Source organism: Bacillus cereus, assembly GCF_002564555.1.
Lineage (GTDB): Bacteria > Bacillota > Bacilli > Bacillales > Bacillaceae_G > Bacillus_A > Bacillus_A cereus_K.
The window spans coordinates 495115-513317 of the sequence record NZ_NUVD01000020.1 but is presented as its reverse complement, the minus strand read 5'-3'; the positions used below and the strand labels follow the sequence as shown (position 1 = coordinate 513317).

Genomic DNA, 18203 nt, shown 5'->3' with positions numbered 1-18203 from the left:
ACTAATACCTCGGCTTTCTCTCTCTAATTTCTTCCACGAATTGTTTGTAATTCTTGTAACGATATTCAGTAATTTTCCCTTCTTCAACCGCAGCTTTCACCGCACATTTCGGTTCAGAAAGATGTGTACACCCTCTAAATTTACAATATTGGCTCGCTTCTTTCAACTCTGGAAAACAATATGTAAGATCTTCTACTTCTATATCTATGAAATCAAGTGAACTAAAACCAGGCGTATCTGCAACAAGTCCACTTCCAACTGCGATTAATTCCACATGTCTTGTCGTATGTTTCCCGCGTCCTAAATGTGAGGAAATATCATTAGTTTTCAGTTCTAAATCTGGACGTAATACGTTTAACATGGAAGATTTCCCAACACCTGATTGGCCTGCAACCACAGAAACACAACCTTCTAAAAATGGCTTTAAAATATCAATACTTTCAGATGTATTTATAGAAGTAAACAATACATCATAACCCATTTCACGATAATCATTCGCATAAGCTTCAACGGTTGTTTTCATCTTTTCATCTACTAAATCCATCTTGCTAATACAAATAATCGGCTTAATGTTATGGTATTCAATCAGCACTAAAAATCGATCTAACAGTCCCGGATTAAAATCTGGTTCTACTGCAGAGAAAACGAGGATCGCTTGATCAACATTAGCAATAGGAGGCCTAACAAGTTCATTTTTCCGATCAAATACTTCAAGCACGTAGCCTTCCGTTGGGTTATCTGCTTGAAAAACGACTTGGTCTCCTACAAGTGGCGTAATTTTATTCTTTCTAAATACACCACGCCCGCGACATTGTGTAATCCCCTCTTCATGCTGCACATAATAAAACCCGCTTAGAGCTTTTACAATTTTTCCTTCTGGCATATAATTCTCCTTTATTTTGTATAAAGTGATGCTGTAATTAAAAATGAATGGATTTATACTCTTCAAACAATTATTTCAAAACCCATCAAATGAAAAATAATATTTACGGCCGCATCCACTTTAATAGCTTTTTGAATCATATATTTTTGCCTGTTATACCGTCCACTTCGTAGACAGCATAACAGGCAAAAGTAAAAAAGCAATGACGTTCACTATTATTGATTTGGATATGGTACTTCTTTATCGATAATCGTTACTCCATCTCGCACAATTTTATAGTGTCCCTTTGCACCTTCTTGAATTACAAATTCTAAAGAAATAGTCGCTGACTCAGTAATCGTTCTCGTTTCAACCGGTCTATCCATTTTTTGTTGCATATCTTCTTTATAAATTTCTATGGTTTGCGGTTTTTTCTCACCAATTACAGAAGACTCGTACGGGATAGAAATGTTATCCACTTTCACCGTTTTCGTTACTTTCGGCTTAGGACCATCAGATATGATAATCGTCACTTTATCTCCTTCTTTTAACGGTGTTCCTGGCTTTGGAAATTGCGAAATTACAAGACCTTTATCAACTGTATCTGAATACTCTCGTTTTATATCTGGAGTTAGTTTTCTCTCATTCAAATAACTAGTTACACTATTTTCAGTCCATCTTGAAAAATCACCCGGTCTAATTTGATAAGGACCTTTACTTATCCAAATCTTTACTTCTTGTTCACCTTCTATAATCATTTGATCAGGTGATGGTATTTGCTCTACAATTTCACCTTTAGGTTTATCATTTTCAATATAATTTTCTGTAACCTGCTTATATCTTTCTTCTAACTCAGGTTTTACACTCTCGAAATTTTGTCCAGTGAAATCCTTCATCTTACTTTTCTTTTTTCCACCTGATTGATAGATAGTAATTTTAGAGTTTTCTTTCACTACTCTACCTGCTACAGGGTCTGTTTTTATTACATCCCCCGCTTCAACATCATCTGTATATACAATATTGGGTTCCGCCACCTCAAACCCCTTTTCTACTAATGTATTTACAGCTGTCGTATATTTCATACCAGCTACATCAGGAACTTTTACATCTTTTGGAATGAAGAATCCCGGGATAACAGTAAGCGCTAATGTGATTCCAATTGCTAAAAGTAAAAATGTTGTAATTAAAACTTTGAGCCATTTGTTGCTTCGTTTTTTCTTCTTATCTAATTCAGCGGCTTCTTTTCTTACTTGTTCATCCACTTTACTTCCTTTTAAAACAATTGTTTCATCACTTACATTTTCAAATAATTGTTCTTGTTGAATAATCGGAATCGCTTTTGTTGCTTCCATATCTTCCGGTATGTAAAATGGTTGTTCATTTATCCGTTCAGGGTATAGCGCTGTTTCAATATCTCTCTTCATCGCATTAGCGGATTGATACCGATGGAACGGATCTTTCGCAGTTGCCTTTAATATAATATTTTCAACACTTTGTGGAATATTTTCATTCCATCTTTTTGGAGATGGTATTTCACTTTGTAAATGTTTTAAAGCTATAGCAACAGCAGATTCACCTGAAAATGGCTGTCTTCCTGTTAACAATTCAAACATAACTATACCAAGTGAATAAATATCTGACTGTTTATTCGCTATACCACCACGCGCTTGTTCTGGTGATAAATAATGCACCGAACCGAGCACCGAATTCGTATGTGTAATTGTTGTTGCACTTGTAGCTGTCGCAATTCCAAAATCTGTTACTTTTACTACTCCATCAGCTCGAATTAATATATTGTGCGGTTTTATATCACGATGCACAATTTCAAAATGATGAGCGTGTGCCATAGCGGATGTTAACTGCTCCATAATATCAAGAGCTTCACCTATAGGTAATATCCCTCGCTCAATTATGTATTGCTTCAATGTTTGTCCAGGTACATACTCCATTACAAGATAATATATACCATCCTCTTCCCCAACATCATACATATTCACAATATTTGGATGCGACAACGTTGTAACAGATTGCGCTTCTCGATGGAAACGTTTAATAAACTCTTCGTTATTTGAATAGTCGAGTCTTAATATTTTCACCGCTACATCTCGGCCGAGTATGTCATCATGAGCTAAATATACATTGGCCATTCCTCCGCCGCCAATCATTTTCAGCAGCTTATAACGGTCATTTAAGCGTTTTCCAATCAGCACGTTGCACTTCACCTACTTTCGTTTGTCGAATCCGCATAATCAATAAGAACAAGGGTAATATTATCCTCTCCACCACGATCATTCGCCAATTGAATGAGACTTTGCCCCTTAGCTTCGAGCTGTTCATTTAACTGTAAAATTTGTTGCATATCAGTAATAGAAACTTTGTTAGATAATCCATCAGAGCAAAGAAGTAACTGATCATCTTCCTCCAGCACCAATGTTTTAACATCTAATCCGACTTTTTCTTCTGTTCCTAGCGCTCTTAACAACACATTCTTTTTCGGGTGATATTCTGCGTCTTCCTTTGAAATTTCACCATGTCTCACAAGTTCATTTACAAGGGAATGATCTTCCGTTACAAGCGATATTACTCCCTCTGATACCATATAACAACGACTATCTCCTATATGACCAATTGTTACAAAATTAGCCGTACAAATTGCTATGATAATCGTTGTTCCCATACCATTACATTCTATATGTTGTTTAGAATATTCATAAATACGTTCATTAATAATTCCAACACTCTTATGTAACCACTCTTCTACCTTTTTAGGCTCATTCATATTATGCGTTTGCTTCCAATAATCATGGAATAATTGAATAGCCATCGAGCTAGCTACATCGCCAGCCCGATGACCTCCCATTCCATCTGCTACTACCGCTAAAATATTTCCATCTAAATTGCGAAAAACTCCTGCACTATCTTCATTATGTTGGCGAACTTTCCCTTTATCCGATAGAAACACGGCTTTCATCTCGTCACCTCGTCTCTTCTTTGCGCTCCTTTGCACGCAACTGACCGCAGGCTGCATCAATATCATGACCTTGTTCACGGCGAATTGTTACATTCACTCCACGATCTTTTAGCGTCTTTTCAAATAAGAAAATTTGCTCTCGTGGCGTACGTACATAATCACGTTCTGGCACGTAGTTTACCGGAATTAAGTTCACATGACATTTTACACCTTTTAAGAGCGCAGCAAGTTCTTCAGCGTGCTCAACTTGGTCATTTTCTCCTCCAAATAAGCCATATTCAAATGTAATACGACGCCCTGTTCTATTTACATAGTATTTAACAGCTTCCATTAAATCCGGTAGCTTATAAGCACGGTTAATCGGCATTAATTTTGAACGTAACTCTGTATTTGCAGCATGCAATGAAATCGCAAAATTGATTTGCATATCTTCTTCAGCGAACTTATAAATTTTTGGAACAATTCCACTTGTTGAAACTGTCATATGTCTCGCACCAATATGAAGTCCTTTTTCATGGTTAGTGATGCGTAAAAATCCCATTAAATTATCGTAGTTATCAAATGGTTCTCCAATTCCCATAACAACAAGAGAACTTACACGTTCTTCCGTTTCATCAAGCGCACGTTGCACTTCTACTACTTGCGCTACAATTTCTCCAGCTTCTAGGTTTCGTTTTAGCCCACCAAGTGTAGATGCACAGAACGTACAGCCAATGCGGCAACCAACTTGCGTTGTTACACAAATGGAATTTCCATATTCATGTCGCATTAATACCGTTTCAATAGAGTATCCATCATATAACTGGAATAAGAACTTAATTGTCCCATCCGAAGACGTTTGTTTTACTAACGTGTTTAAAGTAGTAATATCAAAGGAATTCGACAATTTATCACGCAATCCTTTAGAAAGGTTTGACATATCCTCATAATTTTTCACACGTTTTTTATATAGCCAGTCAAAAATTTGTCCTGCACGGAACTTAGGTTCTCCTTGTTCCTTTAACCAATCTTGCATTTCATGAAGTTGTAAAGAGTAAATTGATGGTTTTTTTGTTTCTAGATTTTTCTTTTGTTTTTTTACAGTCGTTTCCATGATGCTACACCTTCTTCCTTAAACAAGCAATATAAAAGCCATCTGTTGCAAAATAATGCGGTAAAATTCGTACTTGACCTTCATCAATATACGGACTTAACTTTTCTGGCATGCGATCTTTTATCGTAGTATCCCATTCAAATTCAGGATGCTCTTGTAAAAATTGCTTTATTACTTGTTCATTTTCTATTTTTTCAATTGTGCACGTACTATAAACAAGGCGACCACCTTGTTTTAACAATGGTGCTATTTTTTCTAGTATCGCAAGTTGAATCGTCGATAATCTTTCACTATCGCCCTTATCTTTACCTAACTTAATATCAGGTTTACGTCTAATAACACCAAATCCAGAACATGGTGCATCTACCAATATTTTATCAAAACTTTCATTTGCAAAGTGTTCTTGCACTTTTCTAGCATCTAATGCCTTTGTTTCTACATTTTCTAGACCAAGTCGATCTGCTTGTTGTTTAATTAAACGTACTTTGTGTGCATGTAAATCAAGAGACATGACCTTACCAGTTCCTTTTAATCGTTCTGCAATGTGCGTTGTTTTTCCGCCTGGAGCAGCACAACTATCAAGAACTACATCTCCCTCATCCGGTTCTAAGGCACGTGCTACAAGCATAGAGCTTTCATCTTGAATAGAAAGGAATCCTTTTTTGAACGCCTCTGTATGCGCCACATTTCCTTTTTCAATTTGAATTGCATCATCTGACAAGTCGCCGCGTTTTGCCTCTATTCCCTCATTTGCCAGTAACTCAATTGCTTCTTCTACTGTTACCTTATCTACATTCACACGTGCTGTAGGTACAGGTGGTAACATGTTTACTTCGCACATTTTCTCTGCTGTCTCTAAGCCATATTCAGAAGTCCACTCTTGTACAAGCCAAACTGGGTGACTCATTGCAATTGCAAGACGTTCTACTGGATCCTTAATTTCGTCTAAAGAAGGTACACCTTCTCTTTGGATTGAACGCAACACACCGTTCACCATACCGGAAATACCTTTGTGACCACGACGTTTTGCAATTTCAACTGCTTCATGAATAGCAGCTCTTTCTGGAACTCGGTCTAAATATATCATTTGATATAAAGATAGACGAAGTAATACTCTTACCCACGCCTCAACCTTTTTTCTTAAAAATGGTTGCAAATAATAATCTAGTGTGTCACGGCGCTGAATCGTTCCATATACAATCTCCGTTAACAAACCAACATCTTTTCTATCAATTGTACTTTTTTCAATTAGGTTATTTAAAAGTAAGTTGCTATATGCACCACTTTTTTCTACTTGAATTAAGCCATCAAGAGCTAACTCACGAACATTTTGTCTCATGCATTTTCTCCTAACTTCGTACCAATTTCAGGTTTTGTTCCACGTAAAAATTGTGAACAACTCATACGCTTTTTGCCAGATGGTTGCAATTCAGTGATTTTAACACCTGTCTCATTCCCTGTTGCAACAACAAACCCATCTTCTTCAAGAGCTACTATTGTACCTGGTTCAGCTTTCTTTGTAATAGAGACCTTCTCTCCCCACCATACTTTAATAACTTGTCCTGCCAAAGTCGTATAAGCAACTGGCCATGGATTCAATCCGCGAATGTGATTGTATACTTCCTCGCCTGTTTTTGTCCAATCAATTATCTCTTGCTCGCGTTTAATATTATATGCAAACGTCACTTCAGCTTCACTTTGTTTAATTGGTTCTAGTTTACCCTGAATTAGTAAAGGAACCGTTTTAGATAAAAGGTGTGCTCCTGCTTCGCTTAACTTATCAAATAATGAACCTGTTGTTTCACGCTCTTCAATTTCTACTTCTACTTGCGTTAATATATCGCCAGCATCTAATTTTTCCACCATATACATAATTGTAATACCTGTTTTTTCTTTGCCTTCCATAATCGCATAATGAATCGGTGCACCACCGCGTAGTTCTGGAAGTAATGACGCGTGGACATTAATACATCCGTACTTTGGCGCTTCTAAAATTTCATTCGGTACGATTTGCCCAAATGCTGCTGTTACGATTAAGTCCGGCTCTAGTGCCAATACCTTTTCATATTCGTCTTTTTCACGAATTTTTAATGGCTGTAATACTGGAATACCATGTTTTTCTGCTTCCACTTTAACAGGAGTAGGTGTTAAAACCTTTTTTCTGCCTACTGGACGATCAGGTTGTGTTACAACACCAACTACGTCATATCCGTCCTCGATAAGACGACGAAGCACCGGAACAGAAAAGTCCGGTGTTCCCATAAATACTACTTTCATCATTCAAAAACCGCTCCTTTTAAACCTATTCTAATTCGCCTTCTTCATAATATCTCGTCACTTTCGATGTAAATAAAACACCGTGTAAATGATCGATTTCATGCTGAATCGCACGCGCCAAGAAGCCTTCCGCTTCTAATAAAAATATTTTACCTCGGCGATTTTGCGCTCTTACTTTAATATAATCGGCACGTTCCACTTCACCGTAAAGTCCTGGGAAGCTTAAACACCCTTCAGGACCTAATTGTTCACCACGTTTTTCTAGTATTGATGGATTGATTAACTCGATTTTCCCAGTATCATCATCAATATCAACAACCGCTACTTGCAAGCTCACACCTACTTGAGGCGCAGCTAAACCGACCCCGTCCGCAATTAACATTGTTTCATGCATATCTTTCAACAATTTCACTAACTTTTTATCAAAGTTAATTACTCTTTCACATGGTGTTTCTAACACTTCATTTGGATGCTTTACTATTTCTAAAACTGCCATATTTCCCTCCGCTACATTAACATTGTTGGATTAAAATCAATTGAGATTTGTAGCTCTTTTTGCATTTCTGCTTGATAATGTTCATTTACCATTTTGAGCACGTTCTTTAAGTTTGGTTCCCGTTTGTATTTTATCATGCATTGGTAACGATATCTATCTTTTATCCTTGGAATTGCTGAAGCAACTGGCCCTAACACCATTGTTTGCTCCGTGCAATGCGTTCGTAAATGTCCGACGATTTTTTCTGTAACTTGGACTGCCTTTAATAATTCTGGATGAGACACCGTTACAAGCACAACGTAATAATACGGTGGGTATTGTCTTGTTCGCCTCATTTGCATTTCTTGTTCAAAAAACACATCATATTGTTGATTCTTTGCTAATTCTACACTGTAATGCTCGGGTGTATACGTTTGAATTACAACTTCCCCTGGCAATTCATGTCTTCCAGCACGCCCACTGACTTGCGTCAATAATTGATATGTCTTTTCACTCGCCCGAAAATCTGGTAAGTGCAGCATTGTATCTGCCGTTAACACTCCAACAAGCGTCACTTTCGGAAAATCAAGTCCTTTAGCAATCATTTGTGTTCCAAGTAATATGTCTGCTTTCTCTTCACCAAATGCCTTTAATAATTTTTCATGCATTCCTTTACGGCTTGTTGTATCCACGTCCATTCGAATAACTCGCGCCTCTGGGAATAATTTTGTGATTTCTTCTTCTACCTTTTGTGTTCCCGTACCAAAGAAACGAATATGAGTACTATTACAAGCAGGGCACGCAGTTGGCATATTTTCTTCATGACTGCAATAATGACATTTTAAACGATGATTCATTTTATGATAGGTTAACGAAATATCACAATGCGGACACTGTACGACATATCCACAATCTCTGCACATTACAAATGTAGAGTGACCTCTTCTATTTAAAAAAAGAACCATTTGTTCTTTCTTTTCTAATCGATCTGCTATTTTTTCATGTAGCGCCTTCGAAAACATTGAACGATTACCATCACGAAGTTCTTCACGCATGTCAACAATCTCTACTGTCGGTAAAGCTTGTTCGTTCATACGTTTTTCCATCGTTAGTAATTCATAAACACCTTTTTTCGCTCTTGCAAACGATTCAAGTGTCGGTGTTGCACTGCCAAGAACAATAGGACACTTGTGATACTGTCCCCTCCACACTGCTACATCCCTTGCATGATACTTCGGATTATCTTCTTGCTTATAACTCGATTCATGCTCTTCATCAATAATGATAATTCCTAAATTTTCAAAAGGAGCAAAAATAGCTGATCGTGCACCAACTACCACTTTCACTTCTTTTCTTAAAATCTTACGCCATTCATCATATTTTTCTCCAACAGACAGCGCACTATGAAGAACTGCAACTTGTGAGCCAAACCTACCTTTAAAGCGATCTACCATTTGAGGCGTTAGCGCAATTTCAGGAACAAGTACAATAGCTTCTTTCCCTTTCTTGAGCACCGCTGCTATAGATTGTAAATATACTTCCGTCTTTCCACTTCCTGTAACACCATATAGTAAAAATGGATTGTAAGTTTCATTTGTAATTGATGATAAAATCGGTGTAATGACTTGTTTTTGTTCCCCCGTAAGTGGAAATGGTTTCGTTTGTTCAAAATCATCATCGTCATACGGATTTCGGTATACTTCCACATACTTTTCTGAGAGTAACCCCTTTTTAACAAGTGCTTTTATTGGAGCGTCTGTTATTTGCAATTCTTCTGTTATTACTTTCAACGGTACACTTTTATAATTTTCCACAAAATAATAAAGTACATCTTGTTGTTTTTTACTTTTCAGTTCAAATGCTGCTAATTCTAATTTCTCTTCCGGTAACTCCGGCTGAACGACTCTTTGTTTTTTCTTTTGTACTTTATCTTTCACTTGATAAACGACTTCAATCGTTCCATTTTTTATTTCTTGTTGAATAGTCCGGTATAAATGTGGTTGTGCCGCAATTGCTTCAAAATCGATCGCTTCCTTATCCTGAAATAAATATACTATTTCAGGTGCTACTTCTTCTTGTTTACAAAGTTGTAGACGCTTTTTATACGTTGCTTTGATCGCTGTTGGAAGCATCACTTGAAAAGCCGAAATCATATAACATAACGTTTCACTTGTAAGCCAATATCCAAGCTTTAATAATTCATCATTTAAAACCGGTGTTACATCTAATATTTCATGGATCGTCTTTAACTTCTTACTTTCTACGTCAACCGAGCCTTTGATTCCAACAATAAAACCTTGCAATTTCCTTGGACCAAATGGAACTACTACACGCATTCCTGTCTGTACAATATCTTCCCATTTTTTAGGGATAATGTAATCAAACGGTCGATCCGTCTGACGGGCAGGTACATCAACAATTACACTTGCAAATTTCATAAACGATCATCTTCTAACATCATTTCAATTTGCTTTAATATTTCACGAGCTACCTCTTTCTTCGTTAAAAGTGGCAACCCAATAACTTCTCCATCTTTTCTATACATTGTTACAATATTCGTATCTGTACCAAATCCGGCTCCTTGCGCTTTTACATCATTCGCAACAATCATATTCGCATTTTTCTCACATAACTTTCTCGTTGCGTACTCCTCTACTTTTGTCGTTTCCGCAGCAAATCCGATAAGTAGCTGTTTGTCCTTCTTCTCACCTAACGTTTTTAAAATATCTACTGTTCTCTCTAATTCAATTACAGCATCACCATTTTGTTTTTTCATTTTATTATCATGAACATATTTCGGGCGATAATCTGCAACCGCCGCTGTTTTAATGACAACATCTACATTTGGATAATGTTGAAGAACTGCTTCTAACATATCTTGTGCAGATTCCACTTGTATCGTTGTTACATGTACTGGCGGATTTAATGCTGTCGGTCCTGAAACAAGTATGACATCAGCACCTAGGTTCGCTGCCACTTCTGCAATCGCATACCCCATTTTTCCAGAAGAAAAATTCGTCATAAAACGAACTGGATCAACCTTTTCACGCGTCGGGCCAGCAGTTATTAATATTCTCTTTCCTTGCAGTGGTTTTTGTTCTGAGAAAGCTTCCTCTAAACGCGCAATAATTGCTTCAGGTTCTTCTAGTCTGCCCTTCGCTACATATCCACACGCTAAAAAGCCTTCCCCAGGCTCAATAAATGTATATCCTAGCGTTTTTAACGTCATCATATTTTTTTGAACAATTTTATTTTCATACATATGCACATTCATAGCGGGTGCAATCCACACTGGAGCTGTAGTAGCTAACAAAGTAGTTGTAATCATATCATCCGCAATACCTACAGCCAACTTCCCAATACAATTGGCTGTAGCAGGTGCCACAAGTACTACATCCGCCCAATCTGCTAAATCGATATGAGCAATAACAGCTGAGTCTTTCTCATCGAATGTATCCGTATATACATCATGGCGAGAAAGTGCTTGGAATGTAAGAGGCGTAACAAACTTCATTGCCGACTCACTCATCATTACTTTTACAATAGCACCCGCTTGTGTCAATTTACTCGTTAACGCAGCCGCTTTAAAAACCGCAATGCCTCCTGTTACACATAGAAGTATCTTTTTCCCTTTTAGCATATGACTCGTCCTCTTTCTTTTTCAAACTTATAACACTGAAATAGAATTTCCAGCTCGTCAGTACCAACATTTCGTCCCTATCATAAAAAAATAACAACCTACTTGTAAATAGGTTGTTACCGTTACATAGAAAATTATAAAGTCTATGTTTTAAATTGTCGAAGGCAAAGTCTTATTCAGATACTTTATCTTCACTTGGTACATATTTTAATACTTCTGCATCGATTTCTTCTAATGATTTACCTACACATTTATGAGAAACAGGCTTTTCAATAACACAATTGTCCGCAAGTTGCATCTCACGTGCACGCTTTGCAGCTACTGTTACAAGCGTATATTTAGAATCGATTTTTGTTAATAATGAGTCAATTGATGGATTTAACATAATTATAGACCCTCCGTCATTTCTTTATAATATTTTGCTACTCTTTCGCGGCGGCAATGTTCCCCAACCACAATTGCTTTAATTCTATCACAAGCTAATTCAACTTGATCGTTTTCTACAACATAGTCATAAGCGTCCATCATTTCGATTTCTTCTTTCGCTACAGTTAAACGATTTTCAATAACATCTTCAGTTTCTGTACCACGACCAACAATTCGGTTCTTTAGTTCAGATAAACTTGGAGGTGCTAAGAAAATAAATACACCTTCTGGGAAAGCTTTCTTAACTTGAATTGCTCCTTGCACTTCAATTTCTAAGAATACATCTTTTCCTTCTTGTAATGTTTTTTCAACATAGTCAATTGGTGTTCCGTAATAATTACCTACGAACTCAGCCCACTCAAGTAATTTTTCATTACGAATCATTTCTTCAAATTCTTCTCTCTCTTTAAAGAAATAATCTACACCATCTACTTCACCTTCACGCGGTTTACGTGTCGTTACTGAAATAGAGTACTGAAAACGTGTATCCTCATGGCTAAATAGCTCTTTTCGAACCGTTCCTTTCCCAACCCCAGAAGGTCCTGAAAGAACGATGAGCAATCCTCTTCTACTTCTCATAAATATGTAAAACCTACCCTTCCTCACTTAAATCTTCTTTATTATTCAAACGATGTGCAATCGTCTCTGGCTGAATTGGACTTAATACAACATGCCCATCATCCATAACAATAACCGCCCTTGTTTTTCTCCCATACGTAGCATCAAGCAAAGCATTATGTTCACGTGCTTCCTGTACTGTTCGTTTAATAGGAGCTGACTCCGGACTTACAATAGCAATAATTCGATGAGCAGATACAATATTTCCGTATCCAATATTTAAAAACCGCATGGCCATAGTTTGCGCCTCCTAGTAAGTCTATCCGATTTCTCCACCACGTATAACTTTATATATTTTTTGAAAGCTACTCAATATTTTGTACTTGTTCACGAATTTTTTCAAGGTTATTTTTCATTTCTACAACATATTTTGAAATTGTTAAGTCATTTGCCTTCGAACCAATCGTATTCACTTCCCTATGCATTTCTTGCACGATGAAGTCCATTTTCCTTCCAACGGGCTCTGCAATTTGCAACGCTTCACGAAATTGCTCTATATGACTTTGTAAACGAACCAATTCTTCGTGAATATCAGAACGTTCTGCAAATATTGCCACTTCTGTTAACAATCTTTGTTCATCTAAATCTTGATTATGTAATTCTTTTAAGCGATTTTCTAATCGTTCACGATATTTTTGTGTAACAATTGGTGCATGTGGAATAATTGCATTTACACAATTGTGAATCTCTTGTAAACGGTACGCTATATCTTTATGTAATCGTTCTCCTTCGCCATCTCTCATCGTTTTTAACATTTGAGCGGCTTGGCGAACAGCCTCATATAAACTGTTCTCAAATTGTTCATTTACATTTTCTACTTCTTCAATTGCCGTTACTTCTGGCATTGCCATTAGTTGTTGCAATGTAATAGGATCTTGTAATTGAAATTTTCCTTTTATATCTTCCATAATGGATTGGTACTGCTCGAGAAGCGCCCAATTCACACTTAATTTTCTTTCAACAAGCCCTTCACCCACTATGCTAATGGACACTTCAATACGTCCACGGCGAACTTGCTTTGCAATTATTTTACGAATTTTGTCTTCAAACATTATCATTTGCTTCGGAAGTCGAATACTCATTTCTAAAAAACGATGGTTCACCGACTTCATTTCTACTGTAATTTGAAAAGTATCATTCTCTACTTTTGACCTTCCAAATCCCGTCATACTACAAATCATCTTTATCACATCCAAGCCATGAAATAACTCAATGAAAAAGGTAATAGAGACAAGGCTCTACTACCTTCTGTAAATTATATCACATTTTCATTTCATTGACTATTTGAAGTTTAATCCCTTCTTATATAATACTGGCTTTTTCTTCTTCCCTTTTTTCCCTGTTAATAAAGATCCTACTAGTAAGAAGGTCGGAATTGATGACAACCCTCCAATTAACAACCAATCTCTTGCTTGTATTGGCATTGTGCTAAAGATCGGTTGTAACGGTGGATAATATATAACCACTAGCATTAACAGTAAAGAAATGATAACCGCTCCAACTAAATACACGTTCCCAAATGGATTGCGGTGGAAGACAGAATGTTCACTACGACAATCAAACACATGAATAAGTTGCGCAAGCACCAACGTCGCAAATGCTACAGTTTGCGCATATTTCAGTTCATTTGGATGTTGATTATATGCAATAATAAACGCCACTAAAGTCACTGCCCCAATGAGAAATCCTCGGCTAATAATTTTCCACGCAAGCCCTCTAGCGAATACTCCTTCTTTCGGATGGCGCGGCGTTCTCTTCATCACATCTCCTTCAGCTTTATCCAAGCCTAATGCCATCGCTGGTAAACCGTCAGTAACTAAATTCACCCATAGAATTTGAATTGGAACCATCGGCAGCGGTAATGCAAGTAACATTGCAAATAACATTACTAAAATTTCTCCAACGTTTGACGCTAGTAAGTATCGAATAAACTTACGTATGTTCTCGTATATATTTCTGCCTTCTTTAATTGCTGATTTTATCGTAGCAAAATTATCGTCTAGCAAAACAAGTGAAGAAGCTTCTTTCGCAACATCTGTCCCTGTAATTCCCATCGCTATCCCGATATCTGCTGTTTTTATGGCCGGGGCATCGTTCACTCCATCACCTGTCATCGCTACTATATGCCCTTTATTTTGCAGCGCCTTAACAATTTTTAATTTATGTTCAGGTGATACACGAGCAAATACATACGTATCTTCTACAATATTTTCTAGTTCCTCGACATCCATATTCGCAAGTTCTACTCCTTCAACAACGCGTCCACCTGGTGGTAAAACCCCTAATTGTTCCGCAATTGCCATTGCTGTCACTTTATGATCTCCTGTAATCATCACTGTTCGAATACCAGCTTCTTTACACTCTTTTACCGCCTGTTCTACCTCTGGCCTTGGCGGATCAATCATTCCTTGTATCCCGACTAACATAAAATCTTTTTCAACGTCTCTTTCATGCTCAATAGAGTCCGTTGCTTTTAATGGCTTAAATGCAACTGCAATTGTTCGAAGTGCTTGACTCCCTAAACTATGAATAGCCGCCTGTACTTCTTTTCTATACAACTCACTTAATGGTTGCTGCTTATCCGCCCATAAGATCGTTTGACTCATTTGCAAAAGGACATCTGGTGCTCCTTTTGTCACAACAAACTTTTTCCCCTCTCGATCTCGCACAATTACACTCATCATTTTTCGGGTCGAATCAAATGGAAATTCACGAATAATTTCGAACTTCCCTTTCAGCGCATCACGTGTTATCCCTGCTTTCATTGCGGCAGCTACTAATGCCCCCTCTGTTGGGTCTCCATCTAATACATACGCTTTTTTCTTTTGAATAATATTTGCATTGTTACATAGTGAACCAAATGTAAGTAATTGATAAAGCGCCTTCGTCTTACCTGGATCTATTTCTTTTTCACCTTTCATAAAAGCCCCATTAGGTTCATATCCTTGACCTGTCACTTTCCACAATTCTCCACCTGACCACATATGTGTTACCATCATTTTGTTTTGCGTCATTGTTCCTGTTTTATCAGAACATATAACAGAAGCACACCCTAACGTTTCTACAGCTGGTAGCTTTCTTACAATTGCTCTCTTTTTTATCATGCGCTGTACACCAAGCGATAAAGCTACTGTAACAATTGCTGGTAACCCTTCTGGAATAGCAGCAACTGCTAGTGACACGCCTGCTAAAAACATATGGTATACTTCATTCCCTTGATACACACCTGCTAATACAACAAGCGCTGTCAAAATAAGCGCCACAATAATTAATATTTTTCCGAGTTGCTCTAATCTTCTTTGTAGCGGCGTTTCCATTTGCTCTGCATTTTGTAACATATTTGCAATTTGGCCCATCGCTGTATTCATACCAGTTGCCACAACGACTCCTGTTCCAGACCCTCGCGTAATCATCGTACCCATAAAAGCCATATTTTTTTGATCACCAATTGAAACGTCTTGCCCCTGCAATGCTTCTACCTTCTTTTGCACTGGTACTGACTCTCCTGTCAAAGCAGATTCTTCGATATATAAACTCGATGCCTCAACGAGACGTACATCAGCCCCAATACGATCACCACTGGAAAATTTAATGATGTCACCTAAAACAAGTGCTTTAGATGGTGCCTTTACCCACTTTCCATTCCGCATTACAGTAACTTGTGGGGCGGCTAGTTCCTTTAAAGCCTCTAATGATTTTTCAGCCTTTCTCTCTTGGAAAAAGCCGAGAATACCATTGATAATAACAATGGCAACAATAGCAATAGAATCAATATATTCACCTAAAAATGCAGAAACGATTGTTGCTCCAAACAAAACAAGTACCATGAAATCTTTAAATTGCGCTAAAAATACCATGAGTGCAGAAGGCCTTTTTGCTTCATCTAATTCATTTGCACCAAATTTCTTGATTCGGCCCTCTGCTTCTTTCTCTGTAAGTCCCACCTTCACATTTGTATTCGTTCTTTCTTCCACTTCATGTGCCCGCATTCCATACCAGTTCATCCTGCTATCGACCTCCTGATTCCAGACATACTCTATTGAAAGCTTATTCAGCCTCGTCCAAAAAAATGCTATAATTAACTTTTAGTTAGAAAGGAGTGTTTTATCATGTCATTCGATGGATTATTTACAAGAGCGATTACACATGAAATTGCAAATTCTCTTTACACGGGACGAATTTCGAAAATATATCAACCTTCAAAATATGAGATTTTATTACATATTCGAGCAAACGGAAAGAACCAAAAACTGATTCTCTCCGCTCACCCGACATATGCGCGGTTACACTTAACAAATCAAAATTACGATTCACCTGCACTTCCGCCAATGTTTTGCATGCTTCTTCGTAAGCATTTAGAAGGTGGTTTCATTGAAAAAATAGAACAAATCGATTTAGAGCGTATTATTCAAATCACAGTGCGCAGCAGAAATGAAATTGGTGATGAATCACAAAAAACATTAGTAATTGAAATAATGGGACGACATAGTAACATCATTTTAGTAGATACAAAAACAAATAATATTTTAGATAGCTTAAAACACGTTTCTTTAGCAGTAAACCGACATCGAACTGTATACGCTGGAGCTGAATATATTGCACCGCCAGCACAACATAAAATTAACCCGATTCAGATTGAAACAGATGATGAATTTATTAGACCTCTAGACTTTCTATCTGGAAACATGGATAAACAGCTTGTCGGCACTTTTACAGGAATATCACCGTTATTCGCAAAAGAAGTTGTGAAAAGAGCAGGTATGGTAAATGAAAAAGCTTTATCTGAAGCATTTTTCTCCATACAAAAACCATTACTAACTCATACATATACACCAACAATGATTACTGCAAACGGGAAAGAATTCTTTTATCTTTTCTCACTTACACACTTGCACGGGGAAGAAAAAACTTTCTCATCTGTAAGCGAATTGCTAGACCGTTTCTTTTTCGGAAAAGCAGAGCGAGACCGTGTAAAACAACAAGCTCATGATTTAGAACGCTTTATGCAAAACGAAAAAAACAAAAATGAGAAAAAACTTATTAAACTTGAAAAAACATTACAAGATGCTGGAAAAGCAGATAAATATCAATTATTTGGAGAGCTTCTTACAGCCAATATGTACGCTTTAAAAAAAGGTGATAAAGATATTGAAGTCGTTAACTATTACGATGAAAATGGCGGCACTGTAAAGATCACATTAGATCCTTTAAAAACACCATCTGACAATGCACAACGCTATTTCCAAAAGTACCAAAAAGCGAAAAATTCAGTTGTTGTGGTAGAAGAACAAATCGAAAAAACAAATGAAGAAATTCTTTATTTTGATAGCTTACTTCAACAAATGGAAGCTGCTTCTTCAAAAGATATTGAAGAAATTCGTGAGGAGCTAGCTGAAGAAGGCTATGTGCGTAATCGTAAGACGAAAAATGCAAAGAAAAAGCCTACAAAACCAGTATTGGATAAATATTTAGCTAGTGATGGTACAGAGATTTTTGTTGGTAAAAACAATAAGCAAAATGATTATTTAACAACGAAATTTGCCCGTCGTGATGAAATTTGGTTACATACGAAAGACATACCTGGTTCTCACGTTGTCATTCGTTCTTTAGAACCTGCTCAAGAAACTTTACTAGAAGCAGCAAAACTTGCCGCTTATTACAGTAAAGCAAAAGAGTCTAGCTCTGTACCCGTTGATTTCACAAAAATACGTCATGTCAAAAAACCGAGTGGTGCAAAACTTGGTTTTGTTACATATGACAATCAGCAAACTGTATATGTAACACCGGATGCTGATACTGTAATGAAATTAAAAGCATAAACATAAAAAAATGCGTTGCTTG

At 37.2% G+C, this 18203-nt stretch carries 15 protein-coding genes; 1 reads left to right on the top strand and 14 read right to left on the bottom strand.

Annotated elements, in window-relative coordinates; translation table 11 throughout:
- Position 1: 1 nt before the first annotated feature.
- The 14 genes from rsgA to COI75_RS13135 all read right to left on the bottom strand — a co-directional run bounded on the left by rsgA (position 2) and on the right by COI75_RS13135 (position 16366).
- A complete protein-coding gene (gene rsgA / locus COI75_RS13200) occupies positions 2-883 on the bottom strand; it encodes a ribosome small subunit-dependent GTPase A (protein ID WP_001113942.1) in 882 nt (293 codons plus the stop codon).
- 215 nt (positions 884-1098) lie between these two features.
- The gene (pknB, locus tag COI75_RS13195) at positions 1099-3072 is read right to left on the bottom strand and encodes a Stk1 family PASTA domain-containing Ser/Thr kinase (RefSeq protein ID WP_000904740.1); all 1974 of its coding nucleotides are present in this window, start codon (positions 3070-3072) and stop codon (positions 1099-1101) included.
- An 8-nt stretch (positions 3073-3080) separates the two neighbouring features.
- On the bottom strand, positions 3081-3833 hold the full coding sequence (locus tag COI75_RS13190) for a Stp1/IreP family PP2C-type Ser/Thr phosphatase (protein ID WP_000648713.1): 753 nt from the start codon (positions 3831-3833) through the stop codon (positions 3081-3083).
- 4 nt (positions 3834-3837) lie between these two features.
- Complete coding sequence (gene rlmN, locus COI75_RS13185) at positions 3838-4926, bottom strand: 23S rRNA (adenine(2503)-C(2))-methyltransferase RlmN (RefSeq protein WP_000450534.1); 1089 nt, start codon at positions 4924-4926, stop codon at positions 3838-3840.
- A gap of 4 nt (positions 4927-4930) precedes the next feature.
- Positions 4931-6265, bottom strand: coding sequence for a 16S rRNA (cytosine(967)-C(5))-methyltransferase RsmB (gene rsmB, locus COI75_RS13180; protein ID WP_001249689.1), 1335 nt, complete (start codon positions 6263-6265; stop codon positions 4931-4933).
- Positions 6262-7206 carry a methionyl-tRNA formyltransferase gene (gene fmt, locus COI75_RS13175; RefSeq protein ID WP_000978790.1) on the bottom strand — a complete coding sequence of 315 codons (945 nt, stop codon included), beginning with the start codon at positions 7204-7206 and terminating at the stop codon, positions 6262-6264. The genes rsmB and fmt overlap by 4 nt, the downstream gene beginning before the upstream one ends.
- 22 nt (positions 7207-7228) lie before the next feature.
- Positions 7229-7699, bottom strand: a complete 471-nt coding sequence (gene def / locus COI75_RS13170) for a peptide deformylase (RefSeq protein WP_000279464.1) — start codon at positions 7697-7699, stop codon at positions 7229-7231.
- Between the two features lie 11 nt (positions 7700-7710).
- Positions 7711-10116, bottom strand: a complete 2406-nt coding sequence (gene priA, locus COI75_RS13165; RefSeq protein ID WP_000666738.1) for a primosomal protein N' — start codon at positions 10114-10116, stop codon at positions 7711-7713.
- Positions 10113-11318 carry a bifunctional phosphopantothenoylcysteine decarboxylase/phosphopantothenate--cysteine ligase CoaBC gene (coaBC, locus tag COI75_RS13160; RefSeq protein WP_098448358.1) on the bottom strand — a complete coding sequence of 402 codons (1206 nt, stop codon included), beginning with the start codon at positions 11316-11318 and terminating at the stop codon, positions 10113-10115. The genes priA and coaBC overlap by 4 nt, the downstream gene beginning before the upstream one ends.
- A gap of 172 nt (positions 11319-11490) precedes the next feature.
- The gene (gene rpoZ, locus COI75_RS13155) at positions 11491-11703 is read right to left on the bottom strand and encodes a DNA-directed RNA polymerase subunit omega (RefSeq protein WP_000933963.1); all 213 of its coding nucleotides are present in this window, start codon (positions 11701-11703) and stop codon (positions 11491-11493) included.
- 2 nt (positions 11704-11705) lie between these two features.
- Positions 11706-12323, bottom strand: a complete 618-nt coding sequence (gmk, locus tag COI75_RS13150; protein WP_001257739.1) for a guanylate kinase — start codon at positions 12321-12323, stop codon at positions 11706-11708.
- A gap of 13 nt (positions 12324-12336) precedes the next feature.
- Positions 12337-12600: an extracellular matrix/biofilm regulator RemA gene (remA, locus tag COI75_RS13145; RefSeq protein WP_001251456.1), complete on the bottom strand. Its 264-nt coding sequence runs from the start codon at positions 12598-12600 to the stop codon at positions 12337-12339.
- 67 nt (positions 12601-12667) lie between these two features.
- A complete protein-coding gene (locus COI75_RS13140) occupies positions 12668-13543 on the bottom strand; it encodes a YicC/YloC family endoribonuclease (RefSeq protein ID WP_000563109.1) in 876 nt (291 codons plus the stop codon).
- Positions 13544-13642: 99 nt separating this feature from the next.
- The gene (locus COI75_RS13135; protein ID WP_001104742.1) at positions 13643-16366 is read right to left on the bottom strand and encodes a calcium-translocating P-type ATPase, SERCA-type; all 2724 of its coding nucleotides are present in this window, start codon (positions 16364-16366) and stop codon (positions 13643-13645) included.
- A 105-nt stretch (positions 16367-16471) separates the two neighbouring features.
- Here COI75_RS13135 and COI75_RS13130 point away from each other — a divergent pair, with 105 nt between their 5' ends.
- On the top strand, positions 16472-18181 hold the full coding sequence (locus tag COI75_RS13130) for an Rqc2 family fibronectin-binding protein (protein ID WP_000006765.1): 1710 nt from the start codon (positions 16472-16474) through the stop codon (positions 18179-18181).
- Positions 18182-18203: the final 22 nt, after the last annotated feature.